This is a genomic window from Streptomyces hygroscopicus subsp. hygroscopicus (assembly GCF_001553455.1).
Lineage (GTDB): Bacteria > Actinomycetota > Actinomycetes > Streptomycetales > Streptomycetaceae > Streptomyces > Streptomyces hygroscopicus.
Genome location: NZ_BBOX01000116.1, coordinates 26774 through 51607 on the forward strand (window position 1 = coordinate 26774; position 24834 = coordinate 51607).

The 24834-nt window shown below is 69.8% G+C and carries 24 protein-coding genes and 5 pseudogenes; 25 read left to right on the forward strand and 4 right to left on the reverse strand.

The annotated features are described in order from the left end of the window. Positions 1-18: 18 nt before the first annotated feature. Positions 19-219 (forward strand): annotated as a pseudogene (locus AXW62_RS47090) (Tn3 family transposase); the annotation flags it as partial. 115 nt (positions 220-334) lie between these two features. On the opposite strand, the gene AXW62_RS12995 reads toward AXW62_RS47090, so the two are convergent. Continuing rightward, positions 335-1255, reverse strand: coding sequence for an oxidoreductase (locus AXW62_RS12995; protein WP_060944660.1), 921 nt, complete (start codon positions 1253-1255; stop codon positions 335-337). Positions 1256-1308: 53 nt separating this feature from the next. Here AXW62_RS12995 and AXW62_RS13000 point away from each other — a divergent pair, with 53 nt between their 5' ends. The 21 genes and pseudogenes from AXW62_RS13000 (at position 1309) to AXW62_RS45730 (ending at position 19676) form a co-directional block, all read left to right on the forward strand. Next, on the forward strand, positions 1309-2160 hold the full coding sequence (locus AXW62_RS13000; protein ID WP_030832311.1) for a MurR/RpiR family transcriptional regulator: 852 nt from the start codon (positions 1309-1311) through the stop codon (positions 2158-2160). Between the two features lie 10 nt (positions 2161-2170). Continuing rightward, positions 2171-3031, forward strand: coding sequence for an EamA family transporter (locus AXW62_RS13005; protein WP_060944661.1), 861 nt, complete (start codon positions 2171-2173; stop codon positions 3029-3031). Between the two features lie 425 nt (positions 3032-3456). Continuing rightward, positions 3457-3855, forward strand: coding sequence for a nuclear transport factor 2 family protein (locus tag AXW62_RS13010; protein WP_030832307.1), 399 nt, complete (start codon positions 3457-3459; stop codon positions 3853-3855). Beyond that, positions 3852-4001, forward strand: a complete 150-nt coding sequence (locus tag AXW62_RS45090; RefSeq protein WP_214516852.1) for an FAD-dependent oxidoreductase — start codon at positions 3852-3854, stop codon at positions 3999-4001. The genes AXW62_RS13010 and AXW62_RS45090 overlap by 4 nt, the downstream gene beginning before the upstream one ends. A gap of 269 nt (positions 4002-4270) precedes the next feature. Next, a pseudogene (locus AXW62_RS47435) lies at positions 4271-4601 on the forward strand (IS701 family transposase); the annotation flags it as partial. Positions 4602-4802: 201 nt separating this feature from the next. Continuing rightward, positions 4803-5933 (forward strand): PucR family transcriptional regulator, encoded by a 1131-nt coding sequence (locus tag AXW62_RS13015; protein ID WP_214516853.1) that lies wholly within the window; start codon positions 4803-4805, stop codon positions 5931-5933. A gap of 130 nt (positions 5934-6063) precedes the next feature. Further along, positions 6064-7278, forward strand: coding sequence for a cytochrome P450 (locus AXW62_RS13020; RefSeq protein ID WP_060944663.1), 1215 nt, complete (start codon positions 6064-6066; stop codon positions 7276-7278). Then, on the forward strand, positions 7275-7484 hold the full coding sequence (locus tag AXW62_RS43890) for a ferredoxin (protein WP_079105325.1): 210 nt from the start codon (positions 7275-7277) through the stop codon (positions 7482-7484). The genes AXW62_RS13020 and AXW62_RS43890 overlap by 4 nt, the downstream gene beginning before the upstream one ends. Then, positions 7484-8401 (forward strand): fumarylacetoacetate hydrolase family protein, encoded by a 918-nt coding sequence (locus AXW62_RS13025; protein ID WP_060944664.1) that lies wholly within the window; start codon positions 7484-7486, stop codon positions 8399-8401. Before AXW62_RS43890 ends, AXW62_RS13025 begins: the two co-directional genes overlap by 1 nt. A gap of 173 nt (positions 8402-8574) precedes the next feature. Further along, the gene (locus tag AXW62_RS13030) at positions 8575-9462 is read left to right on the forward strand and encodes an LLM class F420-dependent oxidoreductase (protein ID WP_060944665.1); all 888 of its coding nucleotides are present in this window, start codon (positions 8575-8577) and stop codon (positions 9460-9462) included. Beyond that, positions 9455-10321, forward strand: a complete 867-nt coding sequence (locus AXW62_RS13035; RefSeq protein ID WP_060944666.1) for an alpha/beta fold hydrolase — start codon at positions 9455-9457, stop codon at positions 10319-10321. The genes AXW62_RS13030 and AXW62_RS13035 overlap by 8 nt, the downstream gene beginning before the upstream one ends. Next, positions 10318-11031, forward strand: coding sequence for an alpha/beta fold hydrolase (locus tag AXW62_RS13040; RefSeq protein ID WP_060944667.1), 714 nt, complete (start codon positions 10318-10320; stop codon positions 11029-11031). Before AXW62_RS13035 ends, AXW62_RS13040 begins: the two co-directional genes overlap by 4 nt. Positions 11032-11153: 122 nt before the next feature. Beyond that, on the forward strand, positions 11154-12485 hold the full coding sequence (locus AXW62_RS13045; RefSeq protein WP_060944668.1) for an MFS transporter: 1332 nt from the start codon (positions 11154-11156) through the stop codon (positions 12483-12485). A 201-nt stretch (positions 12486-12686) separates the two neighbouring features. Beyond that, complete coding sequence (locus tag AXW62_RS13050) at positions 12687-13112, forward strand: RidA family protein (protein WP_079115604.1); 426 nt, start codon at positions 12687-12689, stop codon at positions 13110-13112. 35 nt (positions 13113-13147) lie between these two features. Further along, positions 13148-13948: a cyclase family protein gene (locus AXW62_RS13055; protein WP_214516854.1), complete on the forward strand. Its 801-nt coding sequence runs from the start codon at positions 13148-13150 to the stop codon at positions 13946-13948. Positions 13949-14064: 116 nt separating this feature from the next. Next, entirely contained in the window at positions 14065-15432 is a 1368-nt protein-coding gene (locus AXW62_RS13060; RefSeq protein WP_252368591.1) for an FAD-binding protein, read from the forward strand. 13 nt (positions 15433-15445) lie between these two features. Further along, positions 15446-15790: pseudogene (locus tag AXW62_RS45725) on the forward strand (2-oxo acid dehydrogenase subunit E2); the annotation flags it as partial. Positions 15791-16249: 459 nt separating this feature from the next. Next, the gene (locus tag AXW62_RS13065) at positions 16250-17044 is read left to right on the forward strand and encodes a trypsin-like serine protease (protein WP_159060867.1); all 795 of its coding nucleotides are present in this window, start codon (positions 16250-16252) and stop codon (positions 17042-17044) included. 538 nt (positions 17045-17582) lie between these two features. Next, the gene (locus tag AXW62_RS13070; RefSeq protein WP_060944673.1) at positions 17583-18440 is read left to right on the forward strand and encodes an RICIN domain-containing protein; all 858 of its coding nucleotides are present in this window, start codon (positions 17583-17585) and stop codon (positions 18438-18440) included. A gap of 310 nt (positions 18441-18750) precedes the next feature. Further along, a complete protein-coding gene (locus AXW62_RS43895) occupies positions 18751-19176 on the forward strand; it encodes a hypothetical protein (protein ID WP_159060868.1) in 426 nt (141 codons plus the stop codon). A gap of 137 nt (positions 19177-19313) precedes the next feature. Continuing rightward, on the forward strand, positions 19314-19676 hold the full coding sequence (locus AXW62_RS45730) for a hypothetical protein (protein WP_060944675.1): 363 nt from the start codon (positions 19314-19316) through the stop codon (positions 19674-19676). On the opposite strand, the pseudogene AXW62_RS40815 reads toward AXW62_RS45730, so the two are convergent. Then, positions 19616-20136: pseudogene (locus AXW62_RS40815) on the reverse strand (TetR/AcrR family transcriptional regulator); the annotation flags it as partial. The gene AXW62_RS45730 and the pseudogene AXW62_RS40815 overlap by 61 nt on opposite strands. A gap of 56 nt (positions 20137-20192) precedes the next feature. Between AXW62_RS40815 and AXW62_RS13085 the strand changes: the two are divergent. Together AXW62_RS13085 and AXW62_RS13090 are read left to right on the forward strand one after the other, a co-directional pair. Then, positions 20193-20501, forward strand: a pseudogene (locus tag AXW62_RS13085) (FAD-dependent monooxygenase); the annotation flags it as partial. 131 nt (positions 20502-20632) lie between these two features. After that, positions 20633-21322, forward strand: a complete 690-nt coding sequence (locus AXW62_RS13090; protein ID WP_060944677.1) for an alpha/beta fold hydrolase — start codon at positions 20633-20635, stop codon at positions 21320-21322. Here the strand turns inward: AXW62_RS13090 and AXW62_RS47095 are convergent. Then, positions 21287-21739, reverse strand: a complete 453-nt coding sequence (locus AXW62_RS47095) for a peptidase inhibitor family I36 protein (RefSeq protein WP_338918895.1) — start codon at positions 21737-21739, stop codon at positions 21287-21289. The genes AXW62_RS13090 and AXW62_RS47095 overlap by 36 nt on opposite strands. 350 nt (positions 21740-22089) lie before the next feature. Between AXW62_RS47095 and AXW62_RS13095 the strand changes: the two genes are divergently transcribed. Then, positions 22090-23565 carry an integrin alpha gene (locus AXW62_RS13095; RefSeq protein ID WP_060944678.1) on the forward strand — a complete coding sequence of 492 codons (1476 nt, stop codon included), beginning with the start codon at positions 22090-22092 and terminating at the stop codon, positions 23563-23565. Between the two features lie 458 nt (positions 23566-24023). Here AXW62_RS13095 and AXW62_RS45735 read toward each other — a convergent pair whose 3' ends face one another. Beyond that, the gene (locus AXW62_RS45735) at positions 24024-24347 is read right to left on the reverse strand and encodes a hypothetical protein (RefSeq protein ID WP_306305053.1); all 324 of its coding nucleotides are present in this window, start codon (positions 24345-24347) and stop codon (positions 24024-24026) included. Between the last annotated feature and the right edge of the window lie 487 nt (positions 24348-24834).

Below are 24834 nucleotides of genomic sequence, written 5' to 3' on the forward strand. Positions count from 1 at the left end.
GAAGCCGGCGGCCGTCGTGTGCTGTTCAACACCCGTTTACCTGGACGCCGCGCTCAACCAGCTCCGCGACGACGGCTTCGGGGTCCGCCACGAGGACATCGCCCGGCTCTCGCCGTTCGTGCGCCACCACATCAACGTCCTCGGCAGATACTCCTTCCAGTCCCCGACCTGCCCGGCGGCCTGCGGCCCCGGCGCGACACGTACGCCGCCGACAACGAGCAACCGCGGATTGCCCGGGGACGGAGCGGGCACCCAGCCGGGGAGAGCGGCGATGGCGGCCTTCGATGTCGCAGCATCGGGCATCATGCCGGCGAGGCTGTGGATCCGCGACGGGTCATCCGGGGCCGTCGCTTGCGGCGGCGAGCAGTGGCACGAGGACGTCGCTGATCGGGGTGGGTAGGCCGTGGAGCTTACCCAGCCGTTGGACGACACCGTTGCGGACGTCCCATTCGAGCGGCCGCCCGGCCTCGCGGTCGGCCAGGATCGAGGTGCCCATGTCGGGCGGGAATCCTCGGAACTTGTCGACGATCGCCAGGGCGTCTGCGTCGTCCAGCGCTGCGCCCTCCGCTCGCGCCACGGAGAGGCATTCGCGGAGGTAGTCGGTCGTCAGCCGGCCGATGTCGGTCCGGTGGAACATGCCCGACCGTCGGTGCGTGAGGGCCATCAGCCCGGCTGCGGCGTTCTGCAGCAGCTTCCGCCAGGCTTCCGACACGAAATCGGCCGACACGTCCACGGCGCAGCGGCTGCCGGCAAGCGCTCGCACGACGACGTCCGCAGCGGGCACGTCGGGCAGGGTGAGCCGTGCGTCGCCGCGGAGCTGAACCGCGCCGTCGGGCAGTGTCTGCGCGGGGAACCAGACGACGGCCGGGACCGCTCGCCCATGGGACAGGTGACCGAGGCTCTTCTCCTGCTCGACGCCGTTCTGGAGCACGCATACCACCGTGGTGGGCGCGCACAGCGCCTCCAGCCACCCGAGAGCCCCTTCCGTCTGCGTCGCCTTCACCGAGAGGAACGCCAGATCGACCGTCCTGCCGACGGCATCGGGGTCCACGAGCACCGGTCCCGGCACCACGACCATGTCGTCTCCGTCGCGCAGTGCCAATTGGTCACGCGGCGTGCGACCGCACACCATCGGGCTCGCGCCCCCCTCATACAGCGCCGCCGCGATCGTCGTGCCGATCGCGCCCGGACCGACGACCGCCACAGTCAAGGGCCGCTGATCACCCGTGGCTGGAGAACTGTTCTCTTCTGTCACCCGCTCGATGTTACATTGTTACGAGCAGATGAGGGGAAAGGTAACTACATTTCATGGACGACTCCCTGGTGACATGGCTCGGCAGCATCCAGGCGCGAGCCGGCGGTCTGGCCCCCAGCGAGACGAGCGTGGTGCAACTCCTGCTGGAGGACCCGCTGTTCGTCGGCAGTGCGACCACGGCACAGGTCGCCGCCCGGGCGGGCGTGTCCGCGCCCAGCGTCGTCCGCGCGGCCCGCGCGCTCGGTTTCGGCGGGTTCGCCGACCTCAAGCTCGAAATCGCCCGTGCCCGCGGCACGACGGACTTTTTCGATCCGTCGCCTGCCCTCGGGGCGGACGCGACGACCCGCACGATCATCGACGCATCGGCCCGGGCAGGCCACGACGCCCTGACCGCGCTCAGCGGGGCGCTCGGCACGGCCGCGCTCGACGCAGCAGTCGACTCGGTGCTGCACGCGCAGCAGGTGATGGCGTTCGGGGCGGGGCCGTCCGCGACGGTTGCCGCCGACGCTGTGTTCCGGCTCCGCGCGCTCGGCGCGAGAACGGTCGGCATCGCCGACCACGAATCCGCGATGATCGCGATGCGACTCCTCGGGTCCGACGACGTCGTCGTGCTCGTCAGTTCGACCGGGCGCACCGCGACCACGCTCGCCGTCGCCGATGCCGCGTCCTCCTCCGGCGCGACGCTGATCGCGATCACGAATCAGTACGGCACGCCGCTGACCGATCTCGCCGACGTCGTCCTCACCGTCGGCGGCGCGCCGCTGTCGGAGCAGATGGCCGCCGCCGGCAGCCGCATCGCGCACCTCGCCGTCGTCGACGCCCTCGCAGCCGCGATCGCGATCCGGGACCCGGATCGCAGGCGACGAGCCGAGTACGCGGGCATCGACCTGCCCGACTTCGGCTGAAGGGGACCCGATGCAGCCCGGCACCATCGCCCTCGTCCTCGCCGCCGCCGCATGCCATGCCCTGTGGAACACCGCCTCCAAGTACAAACGAGGCGATACGGTCCTGTTCGTCTGGGGGTACACGATCGCCTCGGCGGCGTTGTTCCTCCCGCTGGGCGTCGCGTTCATCGTGACCGGCGCGCAGGCCCTGGACCGGGAACTCGCGGTCGGCTGCGCGGTCTCCGCCGTCCTGCACCTGGCGTACTCGCTGACGTTGCAGGCCGGATACGGCCGCGCCGAACTCGGCGTCGTCTACCCCGTCGCCCGCGGAACCGGCCCCGTGCTCACCATGCTCTGCGCACTGCTCGTCCTGGGCGAACACCTCACCGGCACGGCGATCCTCGGCGCCGCGCTGGTCGTCGTCGGCATCCTCGTCGTCACCGGCAATCCCTTCGCCTCCGGCCATCGCCACCCCCTCCCCGGTATCGCCTGGGGGGCCGCTACTGGTGTGACGATCGCCGCCTACACACTCTGGGACGGCTACGGCATCACCGTCCTGCACCTCGAACCCGTCCCGTACTTCGTCGGCACACTGCTACTGCAGACCCTCATGCTCCTGCCGCGCGGCCTGGCCCGGCGCAAGCAGCTCGCGCCCGAAATCCGCACCGACGCGGTCCCGATCCTCGTGATCGCGGTACTCTCGCCGATCGCCTACATCCTCGTCCTCGTCGCGATGCGCACCGCCCCCCTTGCCCTCGTCGCCCCGCTCCGCGAATCGTCCATCATCCTCGGATCGCTGCTCGCCTGGCGGCTCTTCCACGAAGGGCACCTTCCCCGCCGCATCACCGGCGCCGTGATCGTTCTCGCCGGCACCGCCGCAATCAGCCAGTAAAGAGTGCGCCTGTTGCACCCTGACGCCGGTACCGGGCCGTTTGGCGGCCAAGGCCCGGCATCCGTGCACCCAGGTGAGTCTCCAGCAGGCATCCAGGAACCCCGTGCCCTCCACCGCGAAGTCGCTCCCGGCCGACGGTGGGCGTCCGGCGACTGGCTGCAGACCCCCTTCGAGATGCCTTTGCCGTTCATCGACGAGGCCATGACCGTGACGGCGGACTCCACGACTCCCACGGCACGGTCGTCGTCGCCGACGACGGTGTCGTCACTCCGAACGGGATCCTCGTCTCGCCCGACGGCCGGCCGCTCTACCTGGCCCTTTTGAGGATCGGCCCGTACCACCAGTGCAACGCGGCATGGACAACCCCCATCGGGCGAACCTAACCTCCCATGCACCTAATCAACTGATTGAATACAGGTGATGTCGTGCACCCGTTCCGCAAGGCCGTCGAGAACCGAGACGAGGCCGCCATCGAGGCACTCCTCGCCGAGAACGTCGTCTTCACCAGTCCCGTCGCCTTCAAGCCGTACCCGGGCAAGGCGATCACCGCGGCGATCCTGCGCGGCGTGATGCGGGTCTTCGAGGACTTCACCTACGTCCGCGAGATCGCGAACCCCGACGGCCGCGACCACGCATTCGTCTTCACCGCCACCGTGGACGGGCGGCAGATCCAGGGCTGCGACTTCCTCCACTTCGACGAGGAGGGGAAGATCGACGACTTCACCGTCATGGTCCGGCCGCTGTCCGCCGCCAAGGCGCTCGCCGAGGCGATGGGCGCCCAGTTCGACCAGATCGCCGCCGAGGCTGCGGGGGCCGAAGCATGACGGACGTCGACGCCGCCGTCATCGGAGCCGGCAATGCCGGCCTCACCGCCGCCACCACCCTCCAGCGCGCCGGGCTGCGCACCCTGCTGGCCGAGCGGCACAACGTCCCCGGGGGCTGTGCCACCTCTTTCCGTCGCGGGCGGTAGGAGTTCGGGGTAGCCCTGCACCAGCTGTCCGGCGTCGGCCTCGACGGGCCAGGGCTGCACCCCCGCGGGGGCTCTTCGACAAGCTGGGCGTGGCCGACCGGATCGACTTCCTGCAGGAGGAGGACCTGTCCCGGGCCGTCGTCCCCGGCCGGCACGACGTGACCGTGCCGGCCGACTGGGCCGGGGCCGCCGACGCCCTGCGGCAACCGGGACCGCATCGAGCGCTTCTTCCAACTCCTGCGGGACGTCGCGGGCTGGCAGATCGCCGCCGGCGCGATCCGGGATTCGCCACGAAACTCCAGATCGCTGCCGCACTCGCCCGCCGGGCCACCCGGGCCGGAGTGGGCTTCCGCGGTAGCGGCCGGCTGTGCCCACGGCGACCAGGACGGTTTCCGCCGTGAACCGGCCGCAGCCGGAATGCCGTTCGTGATGGCCCTCACACGGCGCCGCGGCACCTGGGCGTACGGCCCCGATGGCCACACCCCGGTTGACGCCGCCCGGGAACTGGCCTGGCGCGGCCCCGGCCGGCCGGGCGACTGGACGGCGGTGACCCGCACCTTCCGCGACGGGCACACCACCACCTGGTGGGCCGCCGACGCGTCCGCACTCCGTGTTCTTGGAAGCCCGTGCCTGTTACGTTCCCGGGTCACCGCCGAGCAGGCAGGCCACCACGAACCGCGCGCCGAGCAACTACGCCGAAGCCCTGCGGTTGCGGTTGTGGTCCCTTCCGGAATGTTGGAGAAGATGCGATGGCGTGTTTTGATGACGCTCGTGACCGACGATCTGCCAAGCGTTGACCGCTTGGACAAACTCGGTCGGCTGTGTGGTGTCCTCACTGACCGGATCGATGAGATCAGCGAGATGCTGACGGAGCGCATTCGCACGGAGATCCCGTCCTACGCCCAGATGCCGCGCGAGGAGCATGACCGGACGGTCCGGGCGACCGCGCAGACTCTGCTGTCGAGCCTGGCAGCGGGCGAGGAGCCGGCCGCCGACCAGTTGCGGGAGATTCAGCTGGCCTCGCGCCGGCGCTCCTACTACGGGCTGCCGGTCTATGACGTACTGGCCGCCTTCCACGTGGTGGCCCGCGAGCTGTGGGAGCAGCTGCGCCAGGCGCACGACGGGGACGAAGGCGCGCTGATCGAACTGGTGGGGCCGATCTGGCTGTGGATCCAGGCGATGAGCAGCGTCGTCGTGGACGCGTACATCGAGGAGGCCGGGGCCCGGCACAGCTACGAGGCCGGGCTTCGCCAGCGCCTGTTCGAACTGCTGCGCGGCGGCGGTGCCACGGATGAGCAGGTACGGGAGATCGCGCGGGAACTCGGCTTCGATCCGTCCGGTCGGTTCCAGGCGTTGTGCGCCCCCGCGGGGGCCTGGTCACAGGGCCAGCTGGATCCGCTGCACCGGGCCGCCCGGCAGCTCGGCGGGACGGTGCAGTGCGGTCTGCATGGAGCAGTGCTGATCGTCCTCGCGCAGAATGTGCCCACGGCGAAGGTGGTGTCGCGGGTGGCACAGCTGGGTGGCAGCGGGGCGCTGCTCGGCGTCGGGCTGCTCCGGGAGGGCCTGGTGGGTGCCGAGATGAGCATCGGGGACGCGGAGAGGGCCCTGCGCCTGGCACCGGGGGGCGGAAGCGGCGTCATCCGCTTCGAGGACGTATGGCTGCAGGCGAGCCTGACGGGTGCCGAGCAGCGACTGGAGCCGCTGTTCACGCGGGCCAGGCAGGTGGCACGGGAGAACCCGATTCTGGTCGACGCCGTACGGGCCTTCTCCCGGTGCGGTTTCACGCTCTCCGGTGCCGCCACCGAACTGGGGGTCCATCCGAACACGGTTGGTTACCGGCTCGCCCGGTGGCAGGATCTGACCGGGCTCGACCCTCGGACGCTCCCCGGTCTGCTGCGTTCCGTCCTGGCGGATCTGACTGATCCCGGGTAGCCGGCGGTTCCGGGCGGACCGGCGCTTTGTGGAATCCACATGATTCCGGTCCGGCATCCCGGCGTTCGCCCAATGTCCGGCAGCGGCTCGCTTCCTACGCTCGGCGTACCGAAAGCGAGGAGCACAGCCGATGCCGTCAGACGTGATCTTCGCCCCGGCCGACCCGGGGTTTCTCCGCGACCGCTACCCGACCTACCGGAGACTGCGCGACGAGGCTCCGGTGCTGTGGACCTCGCTCAACGGCCGACGATGCTGTGTCGTCACCCGGTACGCCGATGTCGATGCGGTACTGCGCGACGAGCGGGCACGGGTGCAGCCGGAGCCGGGTGCGGTGCCCGCACACATCGGTGCCGGGCCGGCAGCGGAGTTCTACCGCACCCTGCCCTGCCTCGATCCGCCCGCCCATACACGCCTGCGCAGACTGATCATGCCGGCCTTCACTCCGCGCAGGGTGCAGGGGATGTGCGGGTGGATCGCCGAGATCGTCGACGACTGCCTGGACGCCGTGGCCGGTGCCGGGGAGATCGACTTCGTCCGGGAGATCGCCTCGGTGATCCCGGCCCGGATCGCCTGCCGGCTGATCCATGCGCCCGAGTCGGACGCCGAGACGCTGCTCAGCCACCAGCCCGCCCTCAACCACGTGCTCAGCCAGGGCGACCTCACCCCCCACGCCCTGGCCACCGCCGACGACGCCGCGCGCTTCTCCTTCGACTACTTCGGCGGCATCCTGGACTCCCTGCGCGGCAGGCTGCCGAATGACGACGTGGTGGGGGCACTGCTGGCCGGCGCCGAGGACGGGGACCGGCTGAGCCGTACCGAACTCGTCACGACGCTGATCGGCCTGCTCGTCGCCAGCTACCACACCACGCGAGTGAGCCTCACCTCGGCGGTCCACTCCCTGTTGCGCAACCCCGAGCAGTCGGCCGCCCTGCGCGCGGAACCCGGCCTCGCCGCGAACGCCTGGACCGAGACGCTGCGTTTCGACGCACCGGTCCACTTCGTCTGGCGCGACCTGGCCGCCCCGGTACAGGTCGCCGGCGAACGCCTCGACGCAGGCACGCACGTGGTGCTCGGTCTGGCGGCGGCCAACCGGGACGAACGCCGGTTTCCCGCTGCCGACCGCCTCGACATCAGCCGTGCCGACCACCGGCACATGGCCTTCGCCGCCGGTGCGCACTACTGCCCCGGGGCACCGCTCTCGCGATGGGAGGGCCAGATCTTCCTGACCCGCTTCTTCGCACGGTTCCCCGACGCCGAGGTGACGGCCGACGAGCCGGTCCGCTCCCACGACCTGACGTTCGCCTCCACCGAGGCACTCCCGCTGCGGCTGGGGCGGGGCGCATGAGGGCGAGGGCCGACCGCAGTCGCTGCTGCGGGTTCGGGAACTGCGCGGAGCTCTGCCCGGAGGTGTTCGCCCCCGACGAGGAGGACAACCGGGCCCGGATGCTTCAGCAGACCCTGCCGACACGACTGGTCGGCGTGGTACTGCGCGCGGCCCACGAGTGCCCGACCGCCGCGATCACTGTGGGCAACGCGAAGGAGAGAAGCTGATGCGCCTGGTGACCTACGGCCCGCCGAACGGCGAGGAACCGGGAGTGCTGATCGGCGACCACCTGCTGCTGCCGCTGCGCCCGGTCCTCCGCCGTGCCGGCCTGCACATCGCGGAGATGGGGGACCTCCTCGGACTCTGGCCCGCCGTGGAAGCACTGGTGCGGCAGGCCGTGGTGGCCGGTGACGGCGCCGTCCCGCTCGACGGGCTGCGCCTCGGGCCGCCCGTGCCGCGCCCCGGCAAGATCGTCGCGATTGGTTTCAACTACCCTCAGCACGCCACCGGAGTGCTCAGCGGAGCGGAACCGGCCGGCGATCCGGTCGTGTTCCTCAAGCCGCCGAGCGCGCTGAGCGGGCCGAACGATCCGTTGGTCAAGCCACCGGAGACCACGCAGCTCGACTACGAGCTGGAACTCGGCGTGGTGATCGGTCGGGCCTGCCGCCGGGTCCGGCGGCAGGACGCGCAGGCGCACGTGGCCGGCTACATGATCGCCAATGACGCTACTGCCCGGGACATCGCCCTGGGTGCCGGGGCGAGCAACCCTCTGCTGCTGCAGATCGCCCGTGGCAAGGGCTTCCCGACGTTCTGCCCGACCGGTCCCTGGCTGCTGACCTCGGACGAGATCGATCCGGACCGGCCTCTGCGTCTGACGCTGTCGGTGAACGGAGAACGCCGGCAGGACGCGTGGACCAGCAGCATGCTCGTCGACGTTCCCGGACTGATCGCATCGGTCAGCGCCACGATGGACCTCTTCCCCGGCGACCTCATCCTCACAGGCTCACCCGCCGGATGCGCCTTCCAGCTCGACCCTCCCGGCTATCTCCACGACGGGGACCGGATCCAGGCCGCGATCACCGGTCTCGGTCATATGGACCTGGTGGTGTGCGACGAGGTCCCCGATCCGCTCACCGTCAGCTGAGGAACACATGGCCACGCACCAGTTCCCCGAAGGCAGACCCATGGGTTGCCGCTGCCTGCATCGGCCCCCGCCACCGCAGCCGGCAGGCATATACCACCCGGCTGCGGCGCGGTGACGGCCCCCGGACCGGGATCCAGGACCCGGATGTCTCTGAGCGGCAGGAGTGCGGCCCTATGAGATTCGGCATCGCGGGCTTCGTCACGGACGAGAGCATGCGCCCCGAGCTTCTGGCCCAGGCGGTCGAAGAGCGCGGATTCGACTCCTTGTTCTTTCCGGAGCACTCGCACATACCCGCGAGCCGCACGTCCCCGTATCCGGGCGGCGGCGACCTGCCCCGGGGCTACTACCGCTCCTACGATCCCTTCATCGCGCTCGCCGTGGCGGCGCAGGCGACCCGGACCCTGCTCCTGGGCACCGGCATCTGCGCGCTCGTCCAGCGCGACCCCATCCACACCGCCAAGCAGGTGGCCACACTCGACCGGCTGAGCGGCGGCCGGTTCCTGTTCGGCGTGGGTGCCGGCTGGAACCGTGAGGAGATGGCCCAGCACGGGACCGATCCGGTCACCCGGATGGCCCTGCTGCGCGAGCGGGTGCTCGCGATGAAGCGGCTGTGGAGCAGTGAGATCGCCGACTTCCACGGGGACCACGTACGCATCGAGCCGTCCTACCAGTGGCCGAAACCCCTGCAGCGGCCGCACCCGCCGGTACTGGTGGGAGGTATGGGCCCGACGGTCCTCGACCGGGTGCTGGAGTACGGCGACGGCTGGCTGCCCAACACGATCGGGCAGGACGACGCCCCCCTCGCCGCCGCGATCGCCGAGCTGGCCCGGCGGGCCGCCGACTCCGGCCGCGGCCGGATCCCGGTCACCGTACTCGGCGCGCCCGCGGACAGGGCCCGGCTGGACTCGTACGCCGAGATGGGCGTGGAGCGATGCGTGTTCGTGACGCGCGCCCGGCCGGATCCGGAGGTGTTGCACAGGCTCGACGAGCTCGCGTCCGTCGTGGACGGGCTCGGAGGCGGACGGCACGGGGACGGACAGCAGAGGAAAGATGATGGCTGATCACCGACAGCGACAGAACCGCGTTCAGGTCGACGACCTGGTGTTCGACGTCCGGGAATGGGGCCCCAGTAACGGTGAACCCCTCCTCGCACTGCACGGTTTCCCGCAATGCGCCGCCAGTTGGGACGGACTGGGCCGGCGCCTGGCCGAGGCGGGCATCCGGACGATCGCGTTCGACCAGCGCGGCTACTCGGCCGGGGCACGCCCGCCGCTGGACACCTACACGCTGGAGGCCGTGGTGGCCGACGCGCTCGGCGTTGCCGACGGCCTCGGGCTCGGCCGTTTCCACCTCTGCGGATTTGGCAACGGCGCCATGCAGTCCTGGGAGCTGGCGGCCTCCGCGCCCGAGCGGGTGCGTTCGCTGACCGCGTTGCGCTTCCCGCATCCTCGGGCGTTCGCTCTGGCCGTGGCGGCGGATGCGGAACAGCGCGCCCAGTGGTCGGCCCTGGAGGAGATGAATCCGCCGGTACCGGCGGCGAGGGCGCTCCTCGCCGACAACGGACGCGGCCTGCGCGAGTTCCTGCACAGATCCGGCATGCCCCCGCAGGAGGTGGAGCGGACCGCGTCGCGGGTGGGAGAAGAGGACGTGCTGGCAGCGGCCCTCGCATGGCACCTGATCCCGCTGGAGCGGATGGCCGAGGTGGACAGGACCCCGGTGCCGACGCTCTACATATGGACCGACGGACCCGCGCTCACCCGGGCCACCGCCGCACGCTGCGGCGACCATGTGGCGGGCGAGTTCCGCACGCTCACCCTGCCGGGCATCGGCCACTGGATGCTGGAGACCGCGGCCGACCGACTGGCCGGGCCGATCACAACCCATGTGCAGGCAACCGGCAGCTCCACGGAGGCGTCATGAAACTCCACACCCGAATTCAGGGCGACGGTCCCCGCACCGCCCTGCTCGTCCACGGCGGCACCGTCGACAGCCGCATCTGGAACAGCCTGGCACCCAGGGTCGCCGCACTGGGCTACACCGTGCTCGCCCCCGACCTGCGTGGCCATGGCCTGAGCCCCCGAGGCTCGTACTCTCCCGAAGCGTGGGCGGACGACCTGGTCGAGTCCCTGCCAGAGTCCGCCGGCGGCACCGTGGACGTCGCGATCGGGCACTCCCTGGGAGCCACCGTGCTGTCGTTGGCCGTGGAACGCCTGCGCCCGCGCCGCGCGGTGTACGCGGAGCCGGGATTCGAGCACGACGTCAAGCCACCGGAGTACTTCGCCCGCATCCGGTCCGCGCTGAGCAGGATCCGGGCGAACGATCTGCTGGTCGGCCACCCGAAGTGGACGCCCGCCGACGCCGAGGCCTTCGCAGCGGGCGTCGCGCTGTGCGATCCAGCGGTACTGGACGCTGTCGCCGATCTCTCCCGACGCCACACCAACTACGTGCCGGAACGGGCGGAGACGCCGAGCCTGCTGCTGCTCGCCGGCATCGGCTCCGTGGTCCGCCCGGCCGCGGCCGGGCTTCTGGCCGACCGCGGCTTCGAGGTGGCCACGCTGCCGGAGGCAGGCCACGACCTACAGCTCGACGATCCGGACGGCTTCCTGTCCGTCCTCACCGGCTGGCTGTGACCGCCGATCCACCACTGGCGCATCGAGGTGAGACCACTGTGCCGAACAACGCCAACGACCCGCCGACGTCCCAACAGCTTCCCTCTGAGAGCCCCGCCAGAGCCACCTCCTCCGCCACCCGGATGAACCCGCAGGAAATCCTGGACCTCATCGGCATGGGGAAGCGGCAGTGGCTCATCGTCGCGGTCTGCTTCACCGCGATGATCGTTCAGGGCCTGGACCTCGCGAGTGCCAGCTTCGTCTACCCGGAGCTCGTGCGAGAACACGAGACGACGATGGGCACCGTGACACTCACCGTCACACTCGGCGGACTCAGCATGGCGCTCGGCGGGTTCGTGGCGGGCCCGCTGGCCGACCGATGCGGCCGCAGGGGTATCGCCATCGTCGGCCTCCTGGTCTTCGGAACGGCCACTGCGGGCATGGGCCTCGTGCCGTCGATCCCCGCGTTCGTCGCCCTGCGTCTCCTCTCCGGCGCGGGGATCGGGGCCATGGTGCCCGCGGTGGTGACGATGGTGACCGAGTCGACGCCGACCGCCCGGCGGGCGTCGATGGTCTCGCTGACCTGGTGCGGCGGCGCGGTCGGATACATCCTCGGCAGCTTCCTCGCCTCCGCCGTGCTTCCCCCGCTGGGCTGGCGTGCCCTGCTGGTGGTCTGCGGCATCCCGCCGGTGCTGCTCGCGCCGCTGCTGATCGCTCTCGTACCGGAGCCGGTGAGTTCGCTGCTGACCAGAGGCTGCCCGACGGCAGCCGTCCAACGGAGCCTGACCGGACTCGCCCCGGACCGCGCCCTGGACGCACAGGCCCTCGCAACGCCGACGGTCGCGCAGCGCCGGCAGCGGGCGGGCTCGGCCCTGGTGTCCCGCACGTTTCTGCCGACCACACTGCTGCTCTGGCTCTGCTCGTTCATCGGGTTCGGCGTGGTCTTCCTGATCGCGAACTACCTGCCGCTGCTACTGGACCACAGCGACTTCACCACCGCCCAGTCCGGAGTGGCCGTCGGTCTCTTCGGCATCTGCGGACTGGTCGGCCAGTTGCTGGTGTCCGTCACGCTGCGTCGGTCCGACGCCGACTCCCTGCTCGCGCTGCTCTGGGCGGTCGGCGGCGCGGGACTGGTGGCGGTCGGGGTCCTGCAGATGGGCACCGGCGGATTCTTCGGCATCGTCCTGTTGCTCGGATTGTTCCTGGGCGGTTCCAACGCGGTCCTGCCGGCGTTGGCGACGCTGACGTATCCGGCCTCGGCACGGGCGACTGGCACATCCTGGGCGAACGGGGTCGGACAGCTCGGCCAGCTCGCCAGCGGGTCCCTCGGCGGCCTCATGATCGGTGCGGGATGGTCATCGCCGACGATCTTCCTATGCCTGACACTGCCGCTCTGCGGCGGCATCGCCGCGACGCTGGCCCTGCGCACGGGCCGGCACCACCGGGAAACCGCGCCAGCCGCTGACGTCGCCTGACGTCGGACGACGACGGAGACCGGCCGGCAAGCGGCCGAGGACTTGTCACTTCCACAAAGACCAGGTATTCGATCCTGTCGCTTCACCGTGGAACACAACCGGCCGCCGAGAGATCATCTCAACACGGCGAAACCATTGACTTCCGTTTACGGAAATCAGCACGCCGCAACCATCGGCTCCAATGACCGGAAAGAGGGAAGAATGAGTCGAGGAACAATGAAGAAGCACACGGTGATCCCGCTGAACCCGCCGACCCTGGCGGATCCGGCCGGCCACTTCGACCGGGCGGTCCGCATCGGCGACTGGGTGTTCGTCTCAGGAACCTCGGCACTGACCAACCTCAGCGGCCCACTGGCCGACCGCGTCCTCCCCGACAGCTTCCTGGAGCAGGCCAACACCACCTTCGACAACATCGAGAAGGTCCTGGAGCACGCCGGGGGATCGCTGGCCGACGTCTACGAGATCCGGGTGATCCTGAACGACCGCAACAACTTCGGGACGCTCGACGACATATTCCGCGAACGCTTCCCGGACCGCGGTTTCATCGGACATGGATATGTCGCGGAATTCCTCGCTCCGGGAATGCTCATCGAAGTCGAAGCGCACGCCTACCTGCCGTCGGAATAATCACTCGACCGCAGTCGACCATGGAAAGGAATGCTGTGACCTCTACCTCCGGTTTCACCGCAGGAATCGCCTCCGGCGCCATCGAAGTGATCGACCTGACCACCCCGCTCCACTCCGGAACGCCGGTGGTGCCAGTGCCGGCCCCCTTCGCTCCGAGCGCCGGTTTCACAACGCGCCCGGTGAGCGACTTCGACGAGCGCGGCCCCGGCTGGTCCTGGAGCGACATGACCTTGGGCGAGCACACCGGAACCCACGTCGACGCGCCACGCCACTGGATCAGCGGACGCGAAGGCCTCGCCGTCGACCAGATCTCTCCGACCCGGCTGATCGGCCCAGTCGCGGTGATCGACAAGACCGTGGAAGTCGCGGAGAACCAGACCTTCCTGCTCGGGGCCGAGCACTTCGAGGAGTGGGAGCACGAGCACGGGCCGCTGGAGCCAGGATCGTGGGTCATCTTCCGCTCGGGATGGAGCGCGTACGGCTCCGATCCGGAGCGGTTCCTCGACCCCAAGGGCTGGCCGGGGCTCTCGATCGACGGGGCCAAGTGGCTGGCGGCACACCCCGCGGTGAGCGGCTACGGGGTCGAGTCCGTGGGGATCGACAGCATGGGCGCGGGCCCCTCCCAACCGGGGGAGTCCGGGGCCGGCGACCCCGATCCCGGCGAGTTCGGGCCCGGCCACTACTACCTGCTCGGAGCCGACAAGTACGGCCTGACATCGCTGTGCAACGTCGATCGCCTGCCGCCCAAGGGAGCGACGATCGTGGTCGCCCCCCTGCCGATCGTCGGCGGGACGGCGGGGCCGGCCCGCGTGTTCGCCTTCGTCGACCGGAGCTGACGTTGCCCGCCGCGGCCACCGCGACCCACCCGGCACGACTACAGCGAAAGACCACGACATCGTCCCAGGTGCTGAGGAGGCACGCCGTGGAAGAAGGTTCGCATTTTGACCTGTTGGTGATCGGAACCGGCGCGGCGGGCCTTTCCGCAGCGCTCGGATTCATCGAGTCCGCAGCCGAGAGGGGAGAGTCCCCGTCGGTCGCCGTCGTGGAGCGCTCCTCCGAAGAGGAGCGTGGTGGAGCGACCAGGGGTTCGTGGGCGAACCTGATGGTCAGCCCCGAAGGGGTCGTCGACCCGGATGTCATCCAGCGCGTCATCGACTCGCACCCGGAGGTCGACGAGACGTACTTCCGTACCCTCGAGGCAGCCGCCGGCGGGGCGGTCGACTGGCTGGGCAAACACGGGGTGACCGTCGACCACACGCCCACCGGTTTCGCCATGGAGTCGACGTACGGGGCCACCGTCGGCGGTGGGCAGGCGATAGTCGAGGCGCTGACACAGGCGATCGAGCGGTATCCGGCCGTGACGTTCCACTACGAGACGGAAGCCGTACGGCTGTGTCTGGACGACGCCGGCCTGGTCGACGGCGTCCTCGTCCGGGGCGCTGACGGGGTCCTGCGCGTCCTCTCCGCCGGCAACGTGGTCGTCGCCTGCGGCGGGTTCGAGGGCAACTACGAGATGCTGACCCGTTACGTCGGTCCACGCGCCGGAGAGATCGTCCCCGTGGTGCCCGGAGTCCGCAACAACGTCGGTGACGGCCTCCGGATGATCATGGAGATCGGCGGTGACACGGCGGGGCAGTTCGACATGCTCCATGTGCAGCTGGTCGACAGCCGGTCCAGCAAGCCTGACGCCGGGATCTTCGGGGTGCCCTACGGGATCATCGTCAACGAGGCAGCTGAACGATTCGTCGACGAGGGAAGCCGCACCTTCGAAGGCCTCAACGAGTCGCTGGCGTTCGAAGTGTGGCGGAACCAGAACAGCACGGCCTATTTCATCGGGGACGCGCAGACCTTCTCCATCCCCGGCTTCGAGCACCTCAACCAGACGGACCTCGCCCCCGTGGAGGCCGACACGATCCCCGGCCTCGCACGCGAGCTTGGACTCGACCCCGAGAAGCTCGAAGCGACCGTCTCGGCGTTCAACGGCGCCGTGCAGGACGGCACGTTCGACGTCTCGCGCTGCGACGGGAAGCGCACGACGGGGCTGGCCATCGACAAGACCAACTGGGCGCGGGCCCTCTCCGAAGGCCCCTTCCGGGCGTACCCGGTGAAGACCGCGGTCACCTTCTCCTTCGGTGGTGTCCGCACCGACGTCCGCGCCCGGGTGCTGACCCCCGGAGGCACGCCCATTCCCCACCTGTACGCCGCCGGGGTGACCACCGGTGTCTGGTACCAGGAGTACCCGGGCGCCTTGTCCGTCCTGCGCTGCGTGGTGTTCGGCCGTATCGCGGGGCGCGAGGCCGCCCAGGCTGCCCGGCCCTGAGCGGCTGGACCGAAGGACGGCCGTCATCGGTCTCCGACGGTTCCCCGAGCTCAACTCGACGGTGGACACTGAGAACAGCGAAATCGTCCGCCACTCCCACACCAACCTGGGCTTCGCGGCACAGACCGAGCGCGGCCTGGTCGTACCCGTCGTCCGTGGCACCCACCGCACGACGACCGCGTAGCTCGCCGCCGAGCTCACCCGTCTCACCGAACTCGCCCGCGCCAACTCCCTCCCCCCGGCGGCACTCATCGGTGGCACCTTCACCCTCAACAACTACGGCGTCTTCGGCGTCGACGGCTCTACACCGATCATCAACCACCCCGAAGCCGCGAAATTCGGCACGCCGAAGCCCTGGCCTTGGACCTGGTCCCGTTGCAACGCTGTAGTTCCCAAAGGCGTCGAGGGGCCGGTCCTGGGAGGTCAGCCTCTTCTTGAAGGGGGCGGGGCTGGGATCCGGTCGAGTCCGGAGCCCGGCTTACGCTGCGTCTCCCGATCTGTATGTGATCGGGAGGAAGTCCCTCCAAGGGCCTGACCGAGCTGTTCAACGAGGAAACACAAGAAGGCGCTGAACTCACCCGCGCCTCTCTGCTGCACCGCCCGGATGCCCCGGCCGGGCCCCGTCCCCGGGGTGGATTCCGCAGTCGGCGGCTGGGACGAGCGGCGCCAGGCGCGAGCGCAGTGAAACGCGCGGATTCCGCTTAACGATGATTGTCTGAACGGCCCGGGAACATGGCTCGTTGTCGCCTTCCTTGTTCCGCGGGGCCCGAGAATGGTGGAGCCTCATCGCCGATTCCGGCGCAACGGAAGGGAAGGCATGACTAGGCGATCACGCGGAATAAAAGCCGTCACCTTGGTCACGTCGACAGCCGCCTGCGCGGCGACCGTGCTCATCGGCGTCCCGGCGCCCGCCTCCGCCATCGCCGGCGGGCAGTATCTCGACTGGGCGACGCAGGCCGGCGGCATGGTGTCGATCCTCATCGACGATCCGTACAACGCCTGTTCCGGTGCCCTGATCAGCCGGACCGCAAACAACCGGAACAGTCGGCTCGTCCTCACCGCGCGCCACTGCTTCGAGGACGACAACGGGAATCTCACCGGCATCGAAAAGATCCATGTGTTCAACGGACACAACACGTACGGCAAAGGCACGCAGTACGAAGTGAACCAACTGGCGACACTTTCTGTCGGTAACACCCCGACGGACACCGTCGTCCTGCAACTCGCACAGAGGACCTCCTCCCTGGCGTTCACATACAATTCCACAACGAAATTCCCGACCGGAAACGATCTGAGGATCAACGGATACGGGCACAACGACAGGACCATATACAACAGGGAACTCAAGCAGGGCACCTTCACCGTCACGGGCAACGACGACACCATCAGGTACATGATCAGGGGCAAGGGCGCGGTGACGTGTTCCGGTGACTCCGGGGGGCCTGCCATCGACCAAAACGGTGTGATCGTGGGAACCGTGTTCGAAGGCGTGGAACTGGCCAACAGGCCGTCCTATGAGTCGTGTGACCTGAAGTACTCGGATTGGCCGCATCTCAGCCTCTCAAAGCTGTACAACTCGAACATAGACGCCCAGGTCCGAAGCCTCGAATAGCTGTGACACCCTTCGCCGTGGACTCGATACCACTCCGAGGCCGCGCGGCCTCGGAGTGGACGCCAGGACCTCCGGCCATCGACCGGTCACAAACCCGGGGACGTGGAACTCGGCCCGCACCTCGACGGGTCTTCAGGATCCGGCGGCCCGCCGCGAGCGCGCCGTAGGGCAGCCCGCGTTCTCGGCCGGTCGCCGCGGGCGCCGTCCGCCGCCCGCGGCGACCGCGCTGTCGCCCCGCTGGATCCTTCCGTCACCGGCCTCACCGCAACACCGGTACGGGACGACCGTGACTTCACCACGTGCAACCCGGCCGTCGTGCCCAAACATCGCGCCCCCAACGACGGCCGAGCGAACACGCATAACGGCCGCCCACCCCCACAGGTAAAGGAGCTTCCCCGAACGCCGAACGCGGACCTGCTGGCCTGACACCGGCAGTCGACCCGCGCGGCAGACCACCCAGCCCGCCCGGACCCGCCCTGAGACCCGACCTGACCTGCGGGCCGCACTGGAGTGCCGACGAACACCCGAGAGGTGGAACATGGGCAAGACCACAAAGCTCGCCACCGCAGCCGCAGCGTTCGCATCATCCCTGGTGGCACTCATGCTGACCGCTCCGCCCGCGTCCGCGGACAACAGCGACGCGATCGGCCCGATCAGCTCGCTCGCCAACGGCAAGTGCATGGACGCCGCAGGAGGCAACTCCGGCGACGGCACGGCCGTGCAGATCTACCCATGCAACAACAGCACCGCGCAGGAATGGAGCGTGCGCGGAGACGACACGCTGCGTGTCCTCGGCAAGTGTGCCGAAGCCGCCGGGAGCGGCGGGAGCCTCAAGGTGCGACTCTGGAGCTGCTATGGAGCGGACAACCAGAGGTGGGAACAACGCCCGGACGGGACGCTGCGCAACGTCGCCGCCGGTCTGTGCATCGACATCCCCGGCAATGCGTCGGACAGTACCCAGTTGGAGGCCAGGGCCTGTACCGGACAGGGCTACCAGCGCTGGAAGCTCCCCACCACCGGCGCCATCATCCACGCCGCCAGCCGCAAATGCATGGACGTCGCCGGGAACAACGACGCAGACGGCACCGCCGTGCAGATCTACCCGTGCAGCGACAACAACGCGGCACAGCGGTGGACCCTCACCAACGGCACCATCCAGGCCAAGGGCAAGTGCCTCGACGCCGGCACGATGAACATCGGTGCGAAACTGACAATCCGGACCTGCACCAACGGCGCCGCCCAGAAATGGCGGCGCGACACCTCTGATCACCTGATCAACCAGTCCTCCGGTATCTGCGTCGGTGCCCCGAACACCAACGACAGCACCCAGCTCGACCTCCGAACCTGCAACCAATCGTCCAACGTCATCTGGTACGCACCCTCCGACACCATCTGACACCGGAAGCCCCGAACGACTTCGGTCCCCGGTCGACGGCAGCGAAGGCTGAGGACTTCGAGGGTGGCACGGGCAAGCCGCCGCGGAGCAGGCGGCCGGGATGCTGCCCGCGCAGCTCCCAGGAAACGGGCGGAGCACGAGCAGCAGGCCGTGGCCGCCGCTGACGCGGCTCGCCAAGTGCTGCCGTGCGAGGAGGGCGGGCGGGACCGGCAGCCGGGCGGTGCGAGGCGTGCGGCTGCCGCCGCCGGGCCCTGATGCCATTTACGCGGCGGCCGGGCCGGCCTCCTCGCCGAGGCGCGCGTCCTGCTCGGTGGAGGCCGGTCGGGCGGCGGTGTTCTCCGGCTCGCCCTCGGCCTGGGTCCGCGAGGCCGAATGGGAGCAGGTCCGCGCCCGGCAGGCGGCGGCGAAGGCCCGCGCCGAAGCCGCGGCCGCGCAGATGCCCGCCGTGGCGGCCGCGCCCGTGGCGCCGGTCACTCTGCCCGCCCCGCGTTCTATCGCCGCGCCCGCCCCGGCCGCCGCCGACGTCGACCAGCAGCAGGAGCTCGTCCTCGAGGACCTGACCGCGAGCAGGCAGCGGCTGGCCACGGGGGATCCGGACCGGCCGTACGCGTTCCGCCGTGATGCCCTGTCGTGGGCGTTGAGCATCGGCCTGCCCTGCACGCCTGGTGGTATGACGCTGGTCCCGTGTGCCCGCCGCGGCTGTTCGAACCTGGCCCGCGGTCAGCCTGCGGATTGAGGTTCCACCGAGATGCGGGGAGAGGTGACAGCAGGTCAGATGGGTCTCACGAGGGCCGGCGCACCGCCGCCCTGCGCACCGTCGCCGGGCACGGCACGTCCACGCCGCCGACACCCCGCGACCAGGCGCTCGCCGCGATGGTCACCGCCTGGGACACCGCCCGGCAGCGATGGGCCGGGGACCCGCACGGGGAGACCGATGACCTGCTGCCGGCCGCCCGCCGCACGGACGTCGCCGCCCGCCGGCCGCGCCAGCACGCCGGGGAACTCACCGACGCCCGCCGCTTTCCCCTGGCCGGTGACGCCGGCGGCATCGAGTTCGCCGTCGGCGACCTGGTGCGCATCACCCGCAACGACTACCGCTCCCAGCGGAGTAACGAGCCGGATGTCTTCAACGGGTTCCGCGGCGTCGTCCTCCGCCCAGGAGCGGGCGAGCTGGTAGGCGTAGAGGCGGCCTGTTCCTCCAGGGTGCGGCCGACGGTGAAGTTGGTCACCGAGTAGAGCGCCCGCGCCGCTTCGCCGTCGTCGAAGCCCGTCTCACGCAACACGCCGACGAGGCTGTCGGCGAAGCCCAGGGTGTTCGGGCCGGTCGAGTGCGTACCGGCGAAGACGCGTGCGCCGTCCCGATGGGCGAGGAGGGCCGTACGCAGCGCGCGGGCGAGGCGCGCCACTCTCTCGCTCCAGTCGCCGTCCCCTGCCGGCCCGGCGGCGTCGGCGACGCCGCCGACCATCCGCTCTGCCATCGCGGTGAGCAGGTCCTGCTTGGTCGCGAAGTATTGGTCGCGAAGTAGCGGTACAGGGCCCCGGCCTGGACGACCAGCGCATCGGCGAGCCGGCGCATGGTCAGCGCGTCGAGCCCGGACTCGTCCAGCAGGTCGAGGGCGGTCTGGATGGTGCGGGCCTGGCTGAGCCGGGCGGGCCGGCCTCTGGTCGGGCTTGACGGGGTGCTCGCGGACCTCACTATACTGAACACCGTTCACGTGAACGGTGTTCAGTAAATAGAGGAGGACATCTCCGGTGCACACCGATGTGACCGTCGTGGGCGCGGGCCCGACCGGACTGGTGCTCGCCTGCGAGCTGGCACTGGCCGGCGTACGGACCCGGGTCCTGGAGCGCCGCACCGAACCGCAGCGCCATTCGCGGGCGCTGAGCCTGCACCCGCCCAGCGTGGAACTGTTGGACCAGCGGGGGCTGCTCGACCGGTTCCTCCCGCTCGGCCGGACCGTGCCGGGCTGGCACTTCGCGGGGCTGCGCACCCAGCTGGACTTCAGCGCCCTCGACTCCCGGCACGGCTACACCCTCTTCCTGGCCCAGGCGCGCACCGAGGTGTCGCAGCGCGTGTACGACGTGCTGTTCTCCTCCGGAGTCGGCGGTTTCCTGATCCCCGACGACCGTCTGAAGTGGATTCTGCGGGACATCCGTTCCTCCTGGGCGGCCAGCGCCGAGCGGGAGGGATGATGGCCACCTTCGTTCTCGTGCACGGTTCGTGGCTCGGCGGCTGGGCGTGGGAGCGGGTCGCCCCCGTGCTGCGGGCGTCCGGTCACACCGTCCTGTGCCCCTCACTCGCCCCGGCCGCACCCGGCGTCGGACTGAGCACCCACATCGCCGAGGTCGTCGCTCTGATCGACAGGCACGATCTCACCAACGTGGTCCTCGTGGGCCACAGCTACGGAGGCATGGTCATCACCGGCGCAGGACACGAGCGACCGCACCGCATCCGGCAACTCGTGTATCTGGACGCGTACCTTCCCTCGCCGGGCCAGTCCGCCTTCGATCTCCAACCTGTTCTGCGCGATGCGTGTGATGCCGCTGCCGCCTTGCGACCGGAGCGGGAGGCATGGCTGATCCCGCCCTTCGGCTTCGAGACCATGGGGCTCACCCCGGCCGACCTGAAGTGGGTGACCGCCAGGGCCCGGCCGATGAGCCGCGCCACCCACGAGGAGCCCCTGCCTGGCCCCGTCCCCGGCCATCCTCACCTGCCGGCGACGTACATAAGGTTCGGAGCGTCACCCTTCTTCGCCGACGCGGCGAATACGGCGCTACGGCGCGGGGCCCGGGTCCTGACCATCGAAGACGCCGCCCATCTGGCGCCCATCACCGACCACGAGCGCCTATGCGCGGCGCTCGGCCGGACAAGCTGGGCTTGATCCTGAGCCGTACGCCGGCACCGGCACCGGCATCACCACGCTGATCCCTTCCTGAGCGCGCGCCAGTCGACTACTGGCTCGGCCTGGACCATCAGCATGAGCCCGGTTGCGTTCCGGTGACCGGCCGGCATGTCTCAGCCGCAGTCGTTGCGGTTGATCTTCAGTGAGCGGGTCTGGCCGTTTCAGGTTGTAGGAACGCAGGTCGTGGATGGAGCCGCCGCTGCGGGGCACGCACACCCATCGACCGGCGAAATTGCGCTTCTCGTGGACGCGGGCGGTGCGGTCGGAGTTGTTCCTGATCGCGCTGCCGCGGTGGCGGATCGCGGTGGGCAGATCATTCACACTGCCGTCCACGGCACGCCGTACCCACGGCTGACCCACGAAGTTGATCTCCGGATGGATACATACCCCAGCCATCAGGACAGTCAATGAGGGCGCGCGTGATGCTGGGGGTGGCGGAGGCCGATGTCACCATCGTCACGGGACGACAGGTCAGGGCTGCGGCCCCGGCGGCACGCATCACAGTGCTGATCACATGACAGAGATAGACCCCGCGGCCGTGCGACGTGGTGGCACGACGCGAAGATTCACTCCGGAGGGTGCGCGGACGCCATCACACATACAACCCTTGGGCTCCATCGCGGGTCTCCTGATCGGCAACCGCCTCGCGAAGCCGTGGCTGCCTGCCGGCGAACGCGGGCGGAATGCCACCCATTGACTGCGGATACCTGCCAAGGTATCCCCCGCATGCTGCAGGAGAACCCCGCGTGCACAAGCACCTTCGTATCGCTCTCGCGACGGCCGTCGTGGCCTCACTGACGGGCGGTGCGCTCACGTTATCGGCGGCGTCGGCCATGGCGGCGGACTCGACGACGGTTCCGCGCGCCGACTTCGACGGCGACGGCATCGGCGACGTCGCCTTCTCGGCCGCCGGCGCTTATGTGAACGGCAAGGACACCGCGGGCCGGCTCGTGGTGCTCTACGGCACCTCCACCGGTGTGTCGTCCGCCAAGCGGACGGTGCTCAGCCAGAACAGCGCCGGCGTCCCCGGCACCGCGGAGGCCCAGGACGCCTTCGGCGGGGAGAGCGCCTACGGTGACTTCAACAGCGACGGTTACGACGACATCGCCGTGGCCGCGGCCGGCGAGGACGTGGGCGGCGACATCGACGGCGGCACCCTCGCCGTGCTGTGGGGCTCGGCCTCAGGCATTACCGGCACCGGTGTCACGATCGCGGACCCGGCCCCGTCGTCGCACGACTCCTGGGGCAAGAACCTGGCCGCCGGCGACTTCGACGGCGACGGGAAGGACGATCTGGCCGTCGGCAACACCTCCAGCACCGTCTACGTCTACAAGGGCGGCATCAGCACCTCCGGCACCGCCGGCGGCCGCTACACGATCAAGCCCCCGATCCAGTCCGGTGGCAGCGCCCGGGGCCCGCTGAACCTCACCGCCGGTGACGTCAACGGCGACAGCCGCACCGACCTCGTGGTCGACGGCTTCGAGACGCGGACCGACTGGGGCTGGAACACCAACTACTACGTGCCGGGCACCGCGAGCGGCCTCAGCACCTCCTCAGCGCAGACCCTCAAGCCCGGCGTCATCACGGCCATCGGCGACGTCAACGGTGACGGCTTCGGCGACATCGTCAGCGGCGCCTCCTGGAACAATACGACGGACGACGGCACGACCATCCCGGACTCCGCCCTGGGCGGCAAAGTCAACATCACCTACGGCTCCAACAGGGGCCCCGGCTCGACCACGGGCATCACCCAGAACACCGGCAACGTCCCCGGCGGCTCGGAGAAGAACGACCGGTTCGGCTACGAGCTCGACCTGGGCGACATCAACGGCGACCACTACCAGGACATCGTCATCAGCGCCGCGGGCGAGGACCTGAACGGCGTCGCCGACACCGGCGCGGTCACCGTCCTGTACGGTTCCGCGAGCGGCCTGAACACCGGCTCCGGCGCCCAGTACTTCGCACAGAGCACCGCGGGCGTGCCCGGCGACGACGAGAAGTACGACGGGTTCGGCCTCGACACCAAGCTCGACGACGTCACCGGCGACGGCAAGGCCGACCTGCTGGTCAGCTCCTGGGAGAACTCCGGCAACGGCGCGGTGACGTACCTGCCCTCCAGCGGCACAAAGATCACCACGACCGGAGCCCGCTCCATCTCGCCGAGCTCATCGGGAGTCTCCACCACCGGCACACCGAACTTCGGCGCCAACTTCGCCGACTGACCACCACCCCAACCGCGCACCGGGCCCGCTCCCCACCGGGACGCGGGCCCGGTCCGTCGGATCTGCTCGAAGAGGTCGTCAATGCGACCATCCGGCAGGGGTCCTGCGGGCACCTGAAGGCCGACAGCCAGGGGCTTTCTCCTTTGGCTGACCGGTTCCTGGTGCGGGAATGTCCGGGGATCGGTGCTGGTTGGAGTATTCGCGGGTGCCGACCGGTGGACAGTGTCCCCGGGCCTCACCTACCGCCTGTGGGGAAGATCGTTCGGCTGAAGCCCCACGGTGCCTTTCGCCGCGAAGGCGACCGCCACCGCCGGCAGCCCGCACCCCACAGTCCGGCGTCGGCCAGGTTCCCCCGTCCTGGCCGACGCACTCTTCCACGCCTGGGCACGCATGCGAAGGCCGGCACCGTACGTTCTGGCGCCGGCCTTCGGCAGATACCGTGCGGCAACACGGATCTCTCATGGGGAAGCCGAAGAGCGAGCCGGTGAGGACCTGGATGAGCAGGGAGAGGACGAAGCCGCGGTGCTCGCCGAAGACCATCGCCGCACGGGCGGCGTCGGGGTCGTCAGTGAACGTGCCGTGCTCGTCGACGAAGCAGCCCGGGGCAGCGGAGAGCGGGAGCGCCGCGCCTCCCAGAGCACGCCCGTGGGGGCCAGCGTGGTCGGCATGTCCGCGCTGACCGTTCCGTCGCTGGTCGGAAAGGCGAAGCTGACCGGGTTGACGCCGAGGAAGGGGGTCCGGGCGCCGTGCACCGTGGTCTCCGGGCGCGAGGTGTTAGCCACCAGGCCGACAAGACCCCGCTCGGCGATCTATTCACTCCATGATGCATGGATGCCGTGGCGCTGGCAGTTGACCATGCCGACGAGGCCCACACCCCGGCGCGCCTTGCAGACGGCGAAGCGGACGGCGAAGTCGGCGCAGAGCAACCCGTCTTGGCGTCCACGACCGCCATGGTGCCGCGCTCGTGCTTGATGCGGGGCGGGCCGACGCGCTGGGAGAAGAGCTGCGACTCGAAGGCGAACTTGGCCAGGCCGTACGACGGCTTCCCTCGTAGTTCGCCGTCGAGGCAGTGCTCCACGACACGGCCGATCCCTCCGCCGGGGACACCGGCCCGGGTGCAGACGATCGTCATGAGCGCACGGACATCGTCGATACCGACGTCCAGGCGGGCGGCTTGCGCCGGGCCGGGCCCGACCGAGGGGGCGCTGTCCTGCTCGGCGGGCTTCGAGCAGGAAGGTAAGGGCTGATGAGGGCCGATCTCTTGGGCAA